This is a genomic window from Pseudomonas sp. GL_117 (genome assembly GCF_057835125.1).
In genome coordinates, this window is sequence record NZ_CM174418.1 from 5233967 (window position 1) to 5251553 (window position 17587).

Sequence of the window (17587 nt, forward strand, 5' to 3'; positions counted from 1 at the left end):
TTTCTACAGGCGTTTCCCACACAAAATTGGTGGGTCTGGGCAGATTCGAACTGCCGACCTCACCCTTATCAGGGGTGCGCTCTAACCAACTGAGCTACAGACCCAATTTCGGGCTGCTTCTTTATCGTCTTCTTCAATGAATCAAGCAATTCGTGTGGGAACTTATGGAGCAGCTGATGTCGTCGATTAAGGAGGTGATCCAGCCGCAGGTTCCCCTACGGCTACCTTGTTACGACTTCACCCCAGTCATGAATCACACCGTGGTAACCGTCCTCCCGAAGGTTAGACTAGCTACTTCTGGTGCAACCCACTCCCATGGTGTGACGGGCGGTGTGTACAAGGCCCGGGAACGTATTCACCGCGACATTCTGATTCGCGATTACTAGCGATTCCGACTTCACGCAGTCGAGTTGCAGACTGCGATCCGGACTACGATCGGTTTTATGGGATTAGCTCCACCTCGCGGCTTGGCAACCCTCTGTACCGACCATTGTAGCACGTGTGTAGCCCAGGCCGTAAGGGCCATGATGACTTGACGTCATCCCCACCTTCCTCCGGTTTGTCACCGGCAGTCTCCTTAGAGTGCCCACCATTACGTGCTGGTAACTAAGGACAAGGGTTGCGCTCGTTACGGGACTTAACCCAACATCTCACGACACGAGCTGACGACAGCCATGCAGCACCTGTCTCAATGTTCCCGAAGGCACCAATCCATCTCTGGAAAGTTCATTGGATGTCAAGGCCTGGTAAGGTTCTTCGCGTTGCTTCGAATTAAACCACATGCTCCACCGCTTGTGCGGGCCCCCGTCAATTCATTTGAGTTTTAACCTTGCGGCCGTACTCCCCAGGCGGTCAACTTAATGCGTTAGCTGCGCCACTAAAAGCTCAAGGCTTCCAACGGCTAGTTGACATCGTTTACGGCGTGGACTACCAGGGTATCTAATCCTGTTTGCTCCCCACGCTTTCGCACCTCAGTGTCAGTATTAGTCCAGGTGGTCGCCTTCGCCACTGGTGTTCCTTCCTATATCTACGCATTTCACCGCTACACAGGAAATTCCACCACCCTCTACCATACTCTAGTCAGTCAGTTTTGAATGCAGTTCCCAGGTTGAGCCCGGGGATTTCACATCCAACTTAACAAACCACCTACGCGCGCTTTACGCCCAGTAATTCCGATTAACGCTTGCACCCTCTGTATTACCGCGGCTGCTGGCACAGAGTTAGCCGGTGCTTATTCTGTCGGTAACGTCAAAACAGATACGTATTAGGTAACTGCCCTTCCTCCCAACTTAAAGTGCTTTACAATCCGAAGACCTTCTTCACACACGCGGCATGGCTGGATCAGGCTTTCGCCCATTGTCCAATATTCCCCACTGCTGCCTCCCGTAGGAGTCTGGACCGTGTCTCAGTTCCAGTGTGACTGATCATCCTCTCAGACCAGTTACGGATCGTCGCCTTGGTGAGCCATTACCCCACCAACTAGCTAATCCGACCTAGGCTCATCTGATAGCGCAAGGCCCGAAGGTCCCCTGCTTTCTCCCGTAGGACGTATGCGGTATTAGCGTCCGTTTCCGAACGTTATCCCCCACTACCAGGCAGATTCCTAGGCATTACTCACCCGTCCGCCGCTCTCAAGAGAAGCAAGCTTCTCTCTACCGCTCGACTTGCATGTGTTAGGCCTGCCGCCAGCGTTCAATCTGAGCCATGATCAAACTCTTCAGTTCAAACATCTTTGGGTTTTTAAGAAACCCTAAACTTGGCTCAGCAATCGTTGGTTACATCTTTGATTTCTCGCGGAGTAACTTGTGATGCTGATAATCTTGTTGACTATCAGTCTGACTCCACAAGCACCCACACGAATTGCTTGATTCAGTTGTTAAAGAGCGGTTGGTTAAGATCTTTCGTCTCAACCGAGGCGCGCATTCTACAGCAGCCTCATTTGCTGTCAAGTGATTATTTTCAGAAGCTTTCGAAGATTTCTTCAATAACTTCAACCACTTGCGCTTACGATCTCTCGTTAGCGGGAGGAGAATTCTACAGCGTTACACGCTGCTGTCAACACCTCTTTTTCAACTTCCTCAGCGCTTCGATGAACTGAAGCAACCTGCTGCCGAAAACTGCGTAACTCATTGTTTACCAAAGAGTTTTCCGTTTCGACTGCGCCGGAAGTGGGGCGAATTATAGACAGTTACAATTTGCCGTCAACCTTTAATTACGCTTTTGTTGCAGAAGGTGCCTTTTTGGCAATAAGACGAGGGATTCGGCGCATCACCGGTGGTATCCGCAGGGCCAAAAGCAATACACCTATAGATGCATAGACCGCCCACTCCTTGAGATCAGCCCGCACTATCCACAACATATGCAGCAAGCCGAGCCCAAGAATCACGTAAACCAGGCGATGCAATTTCTTCCACCGACTCCCCAAACGTCGCTGGCTATAGCGATTTGAAGTCACCGCCAACACCAAAAGCGACAAGAAGCCCAGCGCCCCTACAATAATGTAAGGCCGCTTGCGCAACTCCACCCCCAACTGCGACCAGTCGAGCCCAAGGACAAACACGCAATAAGCCGCCAGATGCAGCACTACGTAAGCAAAGCACCACAATCCCAACTGCCGGCGTACAGCTATCCACCCCGCCCAGCCGCTGAGCTTCTGCAACGGCGTCATTCCAAGAGTGATCAGCAAAAGGACCAACGTCCCCAGGCCCAGCCGATCCACCAGCACTTTGCCCGGATCAGGCCCGAGAACAGAGCTCCACGCCTCGTATAGCCAGAATAGCGGCCACACGGCCACCGCGATAAAAACGCCGAGGCGCCAGATGGGGTAGCGCATCAGTAGTTCTTCCGCAGATCAAGGCCGGCATACAGGGAGGCAACCTCATCCGAGTAGCCATTGAACATCTGTGTCTCACGCACATTGGGACTGAACAGGCCGCTCGGCAGGCGACGCTCCCGCGCCTGGGTCCACCGCGGATGATCAACCGTGGGGTTCACGTTCGCGTAGAACCCATACTCATCCGCCGCAATACTCTGCCAGGTGGTTTTCGGCTGTTCGCTCACCAGGCTGATGCGCACAATGGACTTCACGCTTTTGAAGCCGTACTTCCAAGGCACCACCAAGCGCAGCGGCGCACCGTTCTGGTTGGGCAGTTCACGCCCGTACATGCCAACGGCAAGAATCGCCAAAGGGTTCATCGCTTCATCCAGACGCAACCCTTCTATATATGGCCAGTCGATCAAACCAAAACTCGAACGCTGGCCCGGCATGCTCTTGGGGTCCTGAAGCGTTTCAAATCGAATGTACTTGGCCTTGGAGGTCGGTTCGACTTGCTTGAGCAACGCCGAGATAGGGAAGCCGATCCAGGGGATGACCATCGACCACGCCTCGACACACCGTAAACGGTAGATCCGCTCCTCCAACTGATAAGGCTTCATAAAATCTTCCAGGGCATAACGCCCTGGCTTTGCAACCTCACCATCAATCACAACACTCCAGGGCTCGGTCTTGAGCGAACCCGCATTCGTTGCCGGATCGCCCTTGCCGGTGCCGAACTCATAGAAGTTGTTGTAGTGAGTCGCATCCTTGAAGGGGGTGATCGCTTCATCCTTCACCGTCACAGCCTGCCATTGAGTGCCAGGCAGTTTCTCGGCAAACCAATTCGGTGCCTTGCCCGGCTCAACATCGGCGTAACGGGAAGCATCAGCCGCACTGGCCCAGCGCGGCAAGCTGCTGGCAGCGATACCGGCGAGCGCACCACCGAGCAAGCTGCGGCGAGAGAAATAAAGGGATTCAGGTGTGACATCCGACTCGTGGCAATCGGACGCTTTTGGCAATTTGATTAACATGGCAACTCCGCAGCATTGGAGAACTGATGCACCAATAGACTGCGGAGTATGGGGGAAATTACATTAAGGCAATGTTTTGTCCCGACGCAGATGCAGCAAGTACTGAACCGGGCCCGACGCGGCATAGACCAGGAACGCCAGCAGCAGGATCCGCGGAGGATCACTGAAGACCACTGCAAACACCAGCACAACGGCCAGGATTGCCACAAAAGGCACGCGCCCCTTGAGATCCAGTTCCTTGAAGCTGTTGTACTTGATATTGCTGACCATCAGCATGCCAGCGGCCGCAACCATCAAGGCCACCAGGAACGACATCTTCGAACCCTGGATACCGTAGTCACTGAATGCCCAGACGATACCCGCCACCACACCTGCTGCAGCCGGGCTGGCCAGACCAATGAAGTAACGCTTGTCAGCGGTCCCAACCTGGGTATTGAAACGCGCCAGGCGCAATGCAGCCCCGGCGACATAGATAAAGGCGACCATCCAGCCGACCTTGCCCATATCACCCAGCGCCCAGGCAAACGCCAGCAACGCAGGCGCAACACCAAAGGCAACCATGTCCGACAGCGAGTCATACTCGGCACCGAAGGCACTTTGGGTATTGGTCATGCGCGCCACACGCCCATCAAGGCCGTCGAGCACCATGGCAACAAAGATTGCGATGGCAGCAAAACCGAAGTATTTGCTGGCACTCACCGCATCACCCGCTGCCAGCGCACTTTGGGCGCTCATGGAGTTGATGATGGAATAGAACCCGGCAAACAGGTTCGCCGTAGTGAACAGATTGGGCAGCAGATAGATGCCACGATGCCGGACCTTGCGGCCCTCCGCGTCATGCCCTTCTTCGACATGCTCATCGATCGGTAGCAGGCTTTCGGCGTCAGGAGCCTGGTTTGGCTCTTCGGGACGTTCGCTCATGGACTTTACCTTGCAACGGTGTGAAAAAATTCGACAGATACTTGCGGCGAGTGTTCGCCCGCAAACGATGCAGCTTTATACCAGAACCTGCCCCCCAAACGAAAAAACGCGGCCTAAGCCGCGTTTTCTCTTGATCCGTACGACTTAGTTTTTGGCTTTGTCGACGATCTTGTTGGCACCGATCCACGGCATCATGGAGCGCAGTTGCTCGCCGATGACTTCGATACCGTGAGCGGCGTTGTTACGACGCTTGGCGGTCATCGAAGGGTAGCCGGTAGCGCCTTCGCTGATGAACATTTTGGCGTATTCGCCGTCCTGAATACGTTTCAGGGCGTTGCGCATAGCCTGACGGGACTCGGCGTTGATCACTTCCGGGCCAGTGACGTATTCGCCGTATTCGGCGTTGTTGGAGATCGAGTAGTTCATGTTGGCGATACCGCCTTCGTACATGAGGTCAACGATCAGCTTCAGTTCGTGCAAGCACTCGAAGTAGGCCATTTCTGGCGCGTAGCCAGCTTCAACCAGAGTTTCGAAGCCAGCTTTCACCAGCTCAACGGTACCGCCGCACAGAACGGCTTGCTCGCCGAACAGGTCGGTTTCAGTCTCGTCCTTGAAGGTGGTTTCGATGATGCCAGTACGACCACCACCCACGCCTGCTGCGTAGGACAGCGCAACGTTTTTGGCGTTGCCCGATGCGTCTTGGTAGATCGCGATCAGGTCAGGGATACCGCCGCCTTTGACGAACTCGGAACGCACGGTGTGACCCGGTGCTTTCGGCGCGATCATGATCACGTCGAGGTCAGCACGCGGTACAACCTGGTTGTAGTGGATCGCGAAACCGTGGGAGAAGGCCAGGGTGGCGCCCTTCTTGATGTTCGGCTCGATTTCGTTCTTGTACAGCGAGGACTGGAACTCGTCCGGGGTCAGGATCATGACCAGGTCGGCAGCAGCAACAGCGGAAGCAACGTCAGTCACTTTCAGGCCATGGGCTTCTGCCTTGGCAACAGTGGCCGAGCCTTTGCGCAGGCCAACAGTCACGTCAACGCCGGAATCTTTCAGGTTGCAAGCTTGCGCGTGACCCTGGGAGCCGTAGCCGATGATGGCGACTTTCTTGCCCTGGATGATCGACAGGTCACAATCTTTATCGTAATAAACTTTCATGAGGTTCCTCTATATATCCAGGCCGTAAGGCCATTCGCTAATTTGGTTTAGATGCTGAGTACTTTGTCGCCACGGGCAATGCCGGTGACACCACTGCGTACCGTTTCCAGAATCGAGGCCGTCCCGATCGACTGGATGAAGCTGTCCAGCTTGTCGCTTGTACCGGTCAGTTGAACGGTATAAACGCTGGCGCTCACATCGACGATCTGCCCGCGATAAATATCGGTAGTGCGCTTGATCTCGGCACGTTGGGCGCCCGTGGCCTTGACTTTAACCAGCATCAGCTCGCGCTCGATGTGGGCACTTTCCGACAGGTCGACCAGCTTGACCACTTCGATCAGCTTGTTGAGGTTCTTGGTGATCTGCTCGATCACCTCATCGTGGCCCACGGTGGTCAACGTCAGACGCGACAGGGTCGGGTCTTCGGTCGGGGCCACGGTCAGGCTTTCGATGTTGTAGTTACGTTGCGAAAACAGGCCGACAACACGAGACAGAGCGCCGGGTTCGTTCTCCAGAAGCAGGGAGATAATGTGCCGCATGATTAAGTACGCTCCGTCTTGTTCAGCCACATGTCGCGCATAGAGCCGTCTTTGATCTGCATCGGGTAGACGTGCTCGCTGGTATCCACCTTGATATCGATGAACACCAGGCGATCCTTCATGGCGAACGCTTCTTCCATCTTCGGCTTCAGATCTTTCAGATCGGTGATGCGAATGCCGACATGGCCATAGGCTTCAACCAGCTTGACGAAGTCCGGCAGCGATTCCATGTAGGAATGGGAGTGACGGCTGTTGTAGCTCATGTCCTGCCACTGACGAACCATGCCCAGTACGCCGTTGTTCAAGCACACGATCTTCACTGGAAGACCGTATTGCAGGCACGTCGACAGTTCCTGGATGTTCATCTGGATACTGCCCTCGCCGGTGACGCACGCGACGTCGCTGTCCGGGAAGCTCAGTTTCACACCCATGGCCGCAGGGAAACCAAAGCCCATCGTGCCCAGGCCACCGGAGTTGATCCAGCGGTTTGGCTTGTCGAACTTGTAGTACTGCGCGGCGAACATCTGGTGCTGGCCCACGTCGGAGGTCACAAAGGCGTCGCCCTTGGTCACTTCGCACAGGGTCTCGATCACGGTCTGTGGCTTGATGATGCTGCCGTCACCCTTGTCGTAAGGGAACAGGCCGCGATCACCGCGCCATTCGTCGATCTGTTTCCACCAGCTGGCAACGGATTCCTTGTTCGGCGTTTCGCCGATGTCCTTGAGCGCAGCGACCATTTCGGTCAATACGCTTTCTACAGGACCCACGATCGGCACGTCGGCCTTGATGGTCTTGGAGATGGACGCCGGGTCGATGTCGATGTGGATGATCTTGGCATTCGGGCAGAATTTGCTCGCGCCGTTGATCACACGGTCATCGAAACGAGCGCCCACGGCCAGGATCACGTCGGCGTGGTGCATGGTCAGGTTGGCTGTGTAGCTGCCGTGCATGCCGAGCATGCCGACGAACTGACGGTCAGTACCCGGAAATGCGCCGAGACCCATCAGGGTATTGGTTACCGGCAGGTTGAGCAGCTTGGCCAGTTCGGTCAGCGGTGCAGAACCACCACCGAGAATCACGCCACCACCCGAGTACAGCACGGGACGCTTGGCCGCCAGGAGCATTTCTGCCGCCTTGCGGATTTGCCCCGAGTGCCCACGGACGGCCGGGCTGTAGGAGCGCAGCTTGGCTTTTTTCGGGAAGACGTATTCGAATTTTTCCGCCGGGTTGGTCATGTCTTTTGGAATGTCGACCACCACAGGGCCCGGGCGACCGGACTGTGCGAGGTAGAACGCCTTTTTCATGACTTCCGGGATTTCCGAGGCGTGCTTGATCATGAAGCTGTGTTTCACGATCGGCCGGGAAATACCGATCATGTCGGTTTCCTGGAATGCGTCAGTGCCGACCATGGTGCTTGGCACCTGACCGGAAATGATCACCATCGGAATGGAATCCATATAAGCAGTCGCGATGCCGGTAATGGCATTGGTTGCGCCTGGGCCGGACGTTACCAGTACCACGCCGGCCTTGCCGGTGGCACGGGCGTAACCGTCCGCCATATGGGTCGCGGCCTGTTCGTGGCGAACCAGGATGTGGTTGACAGCCGGTTCCTTGAACAGTGCGTCGTAGACATGCAGCAGAGCACCACCTGGGTACCCGTAGATATAGTCGACGCCTTCGTCACGCAAAAAGCGGACGAGCATCTCACCGCCAGATAAAAGCTCCACGTTGTTCACCTCTAAAACGCCAGAATACCGTCCGTTGAAAACCGACGGGTCTTAATAGGTTTACTTCTCAACAGAGCATGAGCGACGGTGGTCGCCGACTACGTCAGCACTGACTGAGCAAGTATTGGGATCGTCCCAAGTGTTGCGGGCTTTTCCCACCCAGCGCGAGGTAACGCGTTGCGGGTGTAACAGGTCGGCGCGGGTGTGCGCCTCATGATCTGCTGAGCGGGCCTGCTTCTGGCAGTCCCGATACAGCGGACTTTGGATTCTTCTGTTTCAGGCCGTTCAAGTCAAGCAATAATTGCGCTTTTTTCCAACTAAGCGCATGAGAACGTAGAAGAAAGGGCTTTGAGGAGGGATAAAACTCGCCTGAATGTCGTCAAGCGGTAGAAATGTGCGCAAGACTGCCGGAAAACCCGGCAGTCAGGCAATTAACGAGCGTCGACGATCAATTGGTCGAACTTTTTCAGCGCGTTACGCAATCCGAGGCTCTCACGCGGACGGTCGGCGTAGACCATTTCCGCCATCTCCAGGATCCCCGAGGCGTTGGGCAGCGGCAGGTCCTGTTCGAGGATCTGCTTCATGCGCACCAGGAAGATCCATTGCAGCCACTGGTGGAAGTCCAGGGTATCCACCGAAAACGGCTCGACACTGCTGAGCGCTTCAATGCCGGGGGACACCTCGTCCCACCAGCCCTGCACGCGCAATTCGCGCTCGATCAGCAATAATTGCTCGGCAATTGCGGGAAACCGTGCATCCATCAGTACGTGACCTTGCCTTTCTGCCGCGCCTGAGCAGCACCGGCGGCATCACCCTGGGCGGCGCGCGCGTCGCCGATCAGGGCCCACAGGTTGGCTTGCAGGTCGGGGCGACCATTGGCCAGCGTCAGGCCACGACGGGCGAACTGCTCGGCTTGTGGCGCATCACCCTGGGCCATGCGCACCTGGGCCAGGCGATACAACACTTGCGGCTCACGAGGTGCCACACGCTGGGCGCGCTCAAGACTCGACGATGCGCCGTTCAAATCGCCACCGGCCTGCTGTTGCTGGGCAGTGGTCAACAACGCCAGCACCGGGCCGTCCAGTTGCTCGTCAGCCGACAGGCCGCCGGAATTGGACGACGACGGAATGCCGCTCGGCGTCGACGGCATATTGTAGGTGCCCTGGTTGATCGGCGCCGACTGGATCGGCGTGGAATCGATCGGGCCGGAAGTGCTTGGCCCCGGCGTCCACGGCTCGGCACTGATGGGCGCCGATGTCGCGGCGCCAGCACCCGGCACCATCACCACCACGCCCGAATCCTGCGGCACAGCCTGCGGCCGGGCCTGGGCGGGACGGTTGGTCACGGTCTGGCGGAAACCGCCATTGGCCGAGATACGGTCGCTGTTGGAGACAGCGGTGCTCGAATCCACCACGGGGATGGAGCCGCGCTGCACGCTGGAGCAACCACCGAGCAAAGCCAGAGTTGTAATAGCTGGAAACAACCACTTGTTCACGTGAAACCCTCTTCGCTTAATTCATCCAGCCCTTGACCCAATCCATCACCGACTCCGCGTCAGCAGGCAAACTGCCACCGCACGCGGCGCCGGGTGGTGGCTCGCTGCCGCGAATATACGGCATCTGTACCGCACCCGGACAGTTCGCGTCAGAGCCCTGCCCCGTGTGCGGATCAATCCAGGCCTGCACGATATTGTCCGGCTGCGGCATGTTCAACGGCAGCGGGTCGGCCTTGCGCATGAAACTGGTCCAGACCTGCAACGCACCTGTCGCGCCGGTGAACGGAGTCTTGCCGTTGTCATCACGGCCCATCCACACCACCGCCAGCACATCCTGGCCGAAACCGGCGAACCAGCTGTCACGCGAGTCGTTACTGGTGCCGGTCTTGCCCGCCAGCGTCAGGTTCGACGGCAGCACCTTATAGACCGAGGCGCCCGTACCTTCACGCATCACGCGCTGCATGGCGTTCTGGATCAGGTAGATGGAGCCTGCATCGAAACGCTGCTGGATCTGGAACGGATAACGCTTGAGCGGCTCGCCTTCGGCAGTCAGCACGCTTCGAATCCCACGCATCGGCGTATTGAAACCGCCGTTGGCCAGGGTCTGGTACATCGTCGCGACTTCCATCGGCGTCATCGCACCGGCACCCAACAGGATCGACGGGAAGGCCGGGAACTCACGGGTAATGCCCAGGCGTGCGAGGGTTTTCAACACGTTCGGCACGCCCACTTCAAGCCCAAGGCGTGAAGTGGAGATGTTGTAGGAGTGCGCCAGGCCCTGGTACAGGAAAACCGTGCCGTGGGAACGGCGGTCGAAGTTCTGCGGCGTCCACACCTGGCCATCCCCGCCTTTGACCGACAGCGGATCATCCGACAACCAACTGGTCAGTGTGTATTTGCTCGGTTTCTCCAGCGCGGTCAGGTAAACCGCCGGCTTGACCAGCGAGCCGATCGGTCGCACCGCATCCAGCGCGCGGTTGAACCCGGCAAAGCTAGCCAGGCGACTGCCAACCAGGGCCTGGACCTCGCCGGTCTCCGGGTTGGTCACGACCATGGCCGCTTCGACTTCGTCGGCGCCTTTGCGGCCGGTCATGCGCTTGAAGGTGTCATTTACCGACGCCTCGGCCTTCATCTGCAGGATCGGGTCGAAACTGGTGAAGATACGCAGGCCCTCTTCGGTCAAGTCTTCGTCGCGATAGTCTTCACGCAACTGGCGCTTGACCAGGTCGATAAAGCCCGGGAACGAACTGTCAGCCAACTTGCCGCGCGTGGTCACGCCCAGCGGCATCTTCTTCGCCGCAGCCACTTGTTCTGCAGTGGCAACGCCCTGCTGCTCAAGCACATCAAGCACCAGGTTACGACGCTCCAGCGCACGCTCCGGGTTGCGACGCGGGTTGTAGTAGGACGGGCCCTTGACCATCCCCACCAGCAAAGCGACCTGATGCAGCTTCAGCTCGGACAGCGGCTGGCCAAAGAAGAACTGGCTGGCCAGACCGAAACCATGCACCGCGCGCTGACCATCCTGGCCGACGAACACCTCATTGAGGTACGCCTCGAGGATTTCCTGCTTGCTGTAATGCACCTCCAGCAGCATCGCCATCATGGCTTCAGTGAGCTTACGGGTCAGGCTGCGCTCGTTGGTCAGGTAGAAGTTCTTCACCAACTGTTGCGTCAGCGTACTGCCGCCCTGGGTCATCTTGCCGCCGGAGGTGTTCACCCAGATGGCACGGGCAATCGACTTCGGCGAGACGCCCCAGTGGCTGTAGAAATCGCGGTCTTCTACGGCGACCAGGGTTTCGAGCAGGTACGGCGGCACCTGATCGAGCTTGATCAGGATGCGATCTTCAAGGTTCTTCGGATAAATCCCGCCGATCATCAGCGGTTCCAGACGCACTACCGGCAGCTTCGAACCGTTGAGGGACGACAGCTCGGCCACATAGTCGCCGGAGAAACGCACGCGCACCGGCTGGGCTTTTTCCAGGCCTTCATAGAACTGGAAGCCGCGGGTGTTCAGGTCGACGGTATTGCCGCTGACGGCAGCGGCGCCCGGGCCGTTGCTCACGGGCTCACGGCGATAGCCCAAGGCATCAAGCTCGGTGAGGAAGTCATCCTTGCTCAGCTTCTGGCCATTGAACAATTCCAATGGCCGCGCATACACCTTGGCCGGGATGGTCCAGCGCTTGCCGGAGAACTTCTCCTGCACCACGGCATCGAGATACACCGCGAAGCCGGCGAGGACCACAAGGCCCACCAGGCTGAGCTTGAGCGCCCAGCCCAGCCAAGGGCGCAGGCCACGGGAAGGAGGTTTTTTACGGGAACGGGGAGATCGGGTTCGAGTCATGGCGGCGGATTATACGCACTTTATTGATGATCAACATGAGCCGGACAGCGGTTTGCACGGCAGACATCAGCAGCCATAATGCCCGCCATGATTTCCCCCAGTCTTTGAAGGATCGCCCGTGAGCCAGTCCCTGATCGCAGCCCTGCAAAACCCGGCTTTGTACCCTCATCCGGTTGAAGAATTCCAAGTGATCGAGACCCACATTTCCTGGGTCATACTCACTGGGCCCTACGCTTATAAACTGAAGAAACCGATGAACTTCGGCTTTCTGGACTTCACGGCCCTGGATGATCGCGGCCATTTCTGCCGGGAAGAGCTGCGCCTCAACGGGCGCCTGACCAAGGATTTGTATCTTGAGGTGCTGCCGATCACTGGCACCGCCGAAGCCCCACAACTGGGCGGTGAAGGCCCGGTCATCGAGTACGCGCTGAAAATGCGCCAGTTCCCGCAAAGCCAACTGCTCAGCACCTTGCAAGCCAACGGCGAACTGACCAGCGCGCACATCGATGAGATGGCCAAACAGATCGCACAGTTCCACCTGACGGCACCGAAAGTTGCGCAAGACCACCCAGCCGGCACTCCGGACGAGGTGATGGCACCGGTGCGCCAGAACTTCGACCAGATCCGTCCCTTCCTCAGCGACAAGGCCGACCTGATTCAACTCGACGCGCTGCAAGCCTGGGCCGAAAGCAGCTTCGAACGCCTCAAGCCACTGTTCATCCAGCGCAAGCAGGACGGCTTCACCCGTGAATGCCACGGCGACATCCACCTGGGCAACGCCACCTTGATCGACGGCCAGGTGGTGATCTTCGACTGCATCGAGTTCAACGAGCCGTTCCGCTTCACCGACGTGTACGCGGATACCGGTTTCCTCGCGATGGACCTGGAAGACCGTGGCCTCAAATCCCTGGCACGGCGTTTTATCAGCCAATACCTGGAACTGACCGGCGACTACCAGGGCCTCGAAGTGCTGAACTTCTATAAAGCCTACCGTGCCCTGGTACGCGCCAAGATCGCGCTGTTCAGCATGCCAGGCGACGCCAGCCCGGTGCAACGCGCCAGCAGCCTGCGCCAGTACCGCAACTACGCCAACCTGGCGGAAAGCTACAGCACCATTCCTTCGCGGTTCCTGGCAATTACCCACGGCGTTTCCGCGGTGGGCAAAAGCCAGGTGTCCATGCGCCTGGTCGAGGCACTGGGTGCCGTGCGCCTGCGCTCGGATGTGGAACGCAAACGCCTGTTCGGCGAACAGCAGGTCGAGAACACGCCCAAGGCCGGTATCTACGCAGCCGACGCAAGCGCTGCCACCTACGCGCGCTTGAATGAAATCGCCGATATCGTGCTGCGCGCCGGTTTCCCGGTAGTGCTGGATGCCACGTTCCTCAAGCGCGCACAACGCGACGCCGCCGCCAAGGTTGCCGAAGCCACTGGCGCACCGTTCCTGATCCTGGACTGCAACGCACCACAAGCCGTTATCGAGAGCTGGTTGGCACAACGTCAGGCCGACAAAAACGATCCGTCCGACGCAACACTGGCCGTTATCGAAGAGCAACAGGCCAACCGCGAACCACTGAGCGCCGAGGAACTGCTCCTGAGCAAACGCGTCGAAACCAATGAAAGCGGGACACTGGACGCTTTGGTCGCGCACATCCGTCAGCGCCTGCCTGGGCTGTAAGAAAAATTTCTTGGCCGTGTCACCGACTTTCGGCGCACGGCCAAGCAATAGTGGCACTATAATGGCGTCATAAAACTAACAGGAGTTGCCATCATGAGTCAGCCGAAGCTTCTTGATACACCGCTCTACTCGCTCCTGCATAAAGACGATATTCGCGGCTTCAACCTGGAGCGCCCAAAAGGCGGCACGATCGACATGCGCGGTGGCGACTTCCGAGGGCTGGATTTACGCGAACTGGAAGCCGCGGGCGTGGACTTCACCGACGCCTATTTCCGCTCGGCCGATTTGCGCGGCCTGGATCTGCGCGAGTGCTCGCTCGAAGGCGCCAGCCTGGCCCATGCACAGATATCCGGTACTTACTTCCCGCCCGAACTGACCGCCGACGAGATCCTCATGTCGGTCAATTTCGGTACACGCCTGCGTTATCGCACCAAGTAATTCCCTGCCGCAAAGCCCCGGACACATTCAGTGCTCCGGGGTGCTCCATCCCTGCCCTGCAAAAAATCCCCGCACCATTCTTATAAGCTTTTAGGCCGTTTCAGGCCAAAGAACTACGCTTTTCCTACTGAGCGCTACACTCCTTTTCAGGCTTGCCTGGTCACGATACCCACCGCACCATTCGGCCGTCGCAAGGAGGCTTGATGAACGATGAGCTGCAACACCTGAAAAACCTCGGCAAGACGTCAGCACAATGGCTGCATGCGGTGGGCATCCACAGTGCGTCCGACCTGCGTCGCCTGGGCGCGGTCGACGCCTACCGAGCTGTACGGACTCGCGGGTTCCGCGCATCGAAAGTCTTGCTGTATGCAATTGAAGGGGCGTTGATGGATGTTCACTGGAACGACATTCCAGCCGAGCGCAAGGAAGCGTTGAACCGTCAATTGGATGCTATCTCGGCGCGCCAGAAGAATTAGCGCGACGGTCAGAGCCAGGGTTGACGGGGGTTACGAACGAGCGTTTGAGAAAAGCACGAATGCATGCAAAAACAAATGTTGACTCTCAAATGAGAATCGTTATGATTATCACAACTGGTCGCGAGATCAGCCGATAACTGAAAGACCCTTGGTTCGGACTCTCAGATTATCTCCTCATCAGGCTAATCACGGTTATTTGACCCGGCTCTTGCCGGGTCTTTTTTTGCCTGCGCAAAACTACGTTTCAGCGCGCAATGATCAGCGGATGCCCCCGTTCCGGATGCGGCTGTACCAACACATCCAAACCGAACACTGCCTTGAGCGGCTCCGGCTGCATCACCTGTACTGGCGTATCCAGGGCATGGGGACGCCCCGCCTCCAGCAGCAAGATCCGGTCACAGTAACGCGCCGCCAGATTCAGGTCGTGGAGAATCACCAGCACCGCCGCGCCGCGATCGGCGAAGGTGCGGATCGCCTGCAAGGTCGTATGTTGATGCAAAGGGTCGAGCATCGATGTCGGCTCATCCAGCAACAATGTCTGCCCAGCCTCCCCCGGCCACAACTGCGCCAAGACTCGCGCCAGGTGCACGCGTTGACGCTCGCCGCCGGACAAGGCGAGATAACTGCGACCGCTCAAATGCCCGACATCCGCTGCCAGCAGGGCCGCCGCGATGATTTCATCATCGCGCATCCGCCCGGTCTGATGGGGCAAGCGGCCCATGCCCACGACTTCTTCGACGCGAAAGGCAAACTCCAGGGACGAAGACTGCGGCAACACCGCCAAACGTTGCGCGCGCTGCGAACCACTCCACTCGCTCAGCGGGCGCTGATCCAACCATACGCCGCCCTGATCCGGCGGCAACTCACCGCACAACGCACCGAGCAACGTGCTTTTGCCCGCGCCATTGGGGCCCAGCACACCGAGTACTTCACCCGGCAGCAGCTCCAGGGTGACATCCGCCAGCACGGTTTTGCGGCCGCGACGGATCTGCAGGTCTTCCACACGCAGCATCAGGCACGCCCCCGCAACAACAGGTAGAGAAAAAATGGCGCGCCGATAAACGCAGTCACAATACCGATGGGCAACTCCGCCGGCGCCAAAGCCAGCCTGGCCACCAAGTCGGCAAACAGCAATAAACTCGCCCCCGCCAGCACCGACGCCGGCAGCAACACCCGATGATCCGGCCCCGCCAGCAATCGCACCAGATGCGGCACCACCAAGCCGACAAACCCGATCATCCCCGCCGCCGCCACGGCTGCGCCAACGCCGAGGGCCGTACAGAACACCAACTCGCGCTTGAGCCGCTCAACATCAACCCCGAGATGGTTGGCCTCGGACTCGCCCAGCAGCAGCGCATTCAAGGCCTTGGCCCGACGCGGCAGCCACAACGCGACAGCGGCACTCACCAGCAGCAACGGCCACAGCCGCGAATAGCTGGCGCCATTGAGGCTGCCCAGGTTCCAGAAGGTCAGGGTGCGCAAGGTGGCGTCGTCCGCCAGATAAGTAAACAGCCCCACCGCCGAACCCGCGAGCGCCGTAAGAGCGATGCCGGCCAGCAGCATTGTCGCGACGTTCGTCTGCCCGTTGTGCCGCCCCAGCCGATACACCAGTGCGGTGACCCCCAAGCCACCGAGAAACGCACACAATGACAACAAATAAGGGCCGAACGCTTGCGGCAAACCGCCAAAAAAAGCGCCGCCGACAATCGCAATCGCCGCCCCCAACGCCGCGCCGCTCGACACCCCGACCAGCCCCGGGTCCGCCAGCGGATTGCGAAACAGGCCCTGCATCGCCACGCCCGACAACGCGAGCACCCCGCCCACCGCCAGCCCCAGCAACGTACGCGGCAAACGGATCTGCCCCAGGATCAGCTCCGCCTGCTCCAGCCCTTGGGCCTCGATAGGGGCGCCCATCAAGCGCAACGCCGCGCGGAGCGTATCCAACAACGGCAGGCTGACCGGCCCCAGGGCCAATGAGAGCCAAATCGCCAACACACACAACAGCGCCAGCCCGATAAACAGCGTCTTGGGTTTAACCAGAGTAGTCATGGGGCAGGCTTGCCCTGGGACGGATAAAACCCGGCGGACAATTGCTTGAGGCTTTGCGGCAAGCGCGGCCCAAGCCCACCGACCAAGAGCGTGGGGTCCAGCTCAAACACCCGTCCCCCTTTGGCCGCCGGGGTTGCAGCCAGGATCGGGTTCTCCCTGAACAGGGCCGCCCGCGCCGCATCACCGCTCAGGGCGCGATCAGAGAACACCAGCACATCAGGGCTCAAGCCAGCCAGCGACTCTACCGAAAACGGCTTGTAACCACTGTGGGTCGCCAGGTTGCGTCCACCGGCCTGCTGCAACACCCAGTCCGCCGCCGTATCCTTGCCGGCAATCAGCGGCTTGCCACCCGAATGGCCGAGCAACAGCAATACACCCGGGGCCTTTTGCGTGGCTTGGGCCTTGGTCAACCAGTTCTTCTGCTGATCCAGAACCTGCTCATATCCGCTAAACAACTCATTGGCCTTGGTTTCATCACCCAGCAACTTGCCCAAGTGCTGGAGGGTGCCCTTCAGCGTCGGCAGATCCGGCTGGGCCGAGAACATCTCCACCTGCACGCCCGCGCTGCGGATCTGCGCCAGCACCGGCGGCGGCCCCATCTCCTCGGTGCCCACCAGAATCTGTGGACGCAGGCTCAGGATGCCCTCCGCCGACAGTTGTCGTTGATAACCAATACTCGGCAAGGCCTTGAGTGAGGCCGGATGCTGGCTTGTGGTGTCCACCCCCACCAGATTCGACTCGCCCCCCAGGGCCGTCACCCACTCCGAAAGCGCCCCACCGGCACTGACCCAGCGTTGTGGCCGTTCAGAGGCGTGTGCCCCGAGGTTGAACAGCAGTCCGACAACAAGCGCAATAGCGCTGGCACTCAAGCGCATAACAGGGTTTCCTTCCAAAGGCGGGCCTTACGGGCACTCATCGA

General features: G+C 58.6%; 15 protein-coding genes, 1 tRNA gene and 1 rRNA gene. 3 read left to right on the plus strand and 14 right to left on the minus strand.

Features of this window, described 5'->3' with window-relative positions:
- Nucleotides 1-27 precede the first annotated feature (27 nt).
- The 11 genes from AC3ISR_RS23865 to mrcB all read right to left on the minus strand — a co-directional run bounded on the left by AC3ISR_RS23865 (nt 28) and on the right by mrcB (nt 12030).
- Nucleotides 28-104, minus strand: a tRNA-Ile gene (locus tag AC3ISR_RS23865).
- Nucleotides 105-187: 83 nt separating this feature from the next.
- Nucleotides 188-1724, minus strand: a 16S ribosomal RNA gene (locus tag AC3ISR_RS23870).
- 488 nt (nt 1725-2212) lie between these two features.
- A complete protein-coding gene (msrQ, locus tag AC3ISR_RS23875) occupies nt 2213-2833 on the minus strand; it encodes a protein-methionine-sulfoxide reductase heme-binding subunit MsrQ (protein ID WP_192298889.1) in 621 nt (206 codons plus the stop codon).
- The gene (gene msrP / locus AC3ISR_RS23880; RefSeq protein ID WP_463984659.1) at nt 2833-3846 is read right to left on the minus strand and encodes a protein-methionine-sulfoxide reductase catalytic subunit MsrP; all 1014 of its coding nucleotides are present in this window, start codon (nt 3844-3846) and stop codon (nt 2833-2835) included. Before msrP ends, msrQ begins: the two co-directional genes overlap by 1 nt.
- A 63-nt stretch (nt 3847-3909) precedes the next feature.
- Nucleotides 3910-4767: a CDP-diacylglycerol--serine O-phosphatidyltransferase gene (gene pssA / locus AC3ISR_RS23885; protein WP_017734128.1), complete on the minus strand. Its 858-nt coding sequence runs from the start codon at nt 4765-4767 to the stop codon at nt 3910-3912.
- 144 nt (nt 4768-4911) lie between these two features.
- Nucleotides 4912-5928, minus strand: coding sequence for a ketol-acid reductoisomerase (ilvC, locus tag AC3ISR_RS23890; protein ID WP_003194132.1), 1017 nt, complete (start codon nt 5926-5928; stop codon nt 4912-4914).
- Nucleotides 5929-5975: 47 nt separating this feature from the next.
- Nucleotides 5976-6467 carry an acetolactate synthase small subunit gene (ilvN, locus tag AC3ISR_RS23895; RefSeq protein ID WP_003176102.1) on the minus strand — a complete coding sequence of 164 codons (492 nt, stop codon included), beginning with the start codon at nt 6465-6467 and terminating at the stop codon, nt 5976-5978.
- A 2-nt stretch (nt 6468-6469) separates the two neighbouring features.
- A complete protein-coding gene (locus AC3ISR_RS23900) occupies nt 6470-8194 on the minus strand; it encodes an acetolactate synthase 3 large subunit (protein ID WP_192298891.1) in 1725 nt (574 codons plus the stop codon).
- Between the two features lie 431 nt (nt 8195-8625).
- Nucleotides 8626-8955 (minus strand): YqcC family protein, encoded by a 330-nt coding sequence (locus AC3ISR_RS23905; RefSeq protein WP_192298892.1) that lies wholly within the window; start codon nt 8953-8955, stop codon nt 8626-8628.
- Nucleotides 8955-9689: a tetratricopeptide repeat protein gene (locus tag AC3ISR_RS23910; RefSeq protein WP_192298893.1), complete on the minus strand. Its 735-nt coding sequence runs from the start codon at nt 9687-9689 to the stop codon at nt 8955-8957. Before AC3ISR_RS23910 ends, AC3ISR_RS23905 begins: the two co-directional genes overlap by 1 nt.
- A gap of 16 nt (nt 9690-9705) precedes the next feature.
- Nucleotides 9706-12030, minus strand: a complete 2325-nt coding sequence (gene mrcB, locus AC3ISR_RS23915; protein ID WP_192298894.1) for a penicillin-binding protein 1B — start codon at nt 12028-12030, stop codon at nt 9706-9708.
- Nucleotides 12031-12148: 118 nt separating this feature from the next.
- Between mrcB and AC3ISR_RS23920 the strand changes: the two genes are divergently transcribed.
- The 3 genes from AC3ISR_RS23920 (at nt 12149) to AC3ISR_RS23930 (ending at nt 14619) form a co-directional block, all read left to right on the plus strand.
- Nucleotides 12149-13705, plus strand: a complete 1557-nt coding sequence (locus tag AC3ISR_RS23920) for a bifunctional aminoglycoside phosphotransferase/ATP-binding protein (protein WP_192298895.1) — start codon at nt 12149-12151, stop codon at nt 13703-13705.
- A 93-nt stretch (nt 13706-13798) separates the two neighbouring features.
- Nucleotides 13799-14143: a pentapeptide repeat-containing protein gene (locus AC3ISR_RS23925; protein WP_192298896.1), complete on the plus strand. Its 345-nt coding sequence runs from the start codon at nt 13799-13801 to the stop codon at nt 14141-14143.
- Nucleotides 14144-14346: 203 nt separating this feature from the next.
- Nucleotides 14347-14619, plus strand: a complete 273-nt coding sequence (locus AC3ISR_RS23930; RefSeq protein WP_010562703.1) for a TfoX/Sxy family protein — start codon at nt 14347-14349, stop codon at nt 14617-14619.
- A gap of 244 nt (nt 14620-14863) precedes the next feature.
- On the opposite strand, the gene AC3ISR_RS23935 is transcribed toward AC3ISR_RS23930, so the two are convergent.
- From AC3ISR_RS23935 to AC3ISR_RS23945, 3 genes are read right to left on the minus strand one after another with little or no spacing between them, the layout of a single operon-like run.
- Nucleotides 14864-15631 carry a heme ABC transporter ATP-binding protein gene (locus AC3ISR_RS23935; protein WP_192298897.1) on the minus strand — a complete coding sequence of 256 codons (768 nt, stop codon included), beginning with the start codon at nt 15629-15631 and terminating at the stop codon, nt 14864-14866.
- Nucleotides 15631-16614, minus strand: a complete 984-nt coding sequence (locus AC3ISR_RS23940) for a FecCD family ABC transporter permease (protein ID WP_192299107.1) — start codon at nt 16612-16614, stop codon at nt 15631-15633. The genes AC3ISR_RS23935 and AC3ISR_RS23940 overlap by 1 nt, the downstream gene beginning before the upstream one ends.
- A gap of 50 nt (nt 16615-16664) precedes the next feature.
- On the minus strand, nt 16665-17543 hold the full coding sequence (locus AC3ISR_RS23945; protein WP_463984660.1) for a heme/hemin ABC transporter substrate-binding protein: 879 nt from the start codon (nt 17541-17543) through the stop codon (nt 16665-16667).
- Nucleotides 17544-17587 lie beyond the last annotated feature (44 nt).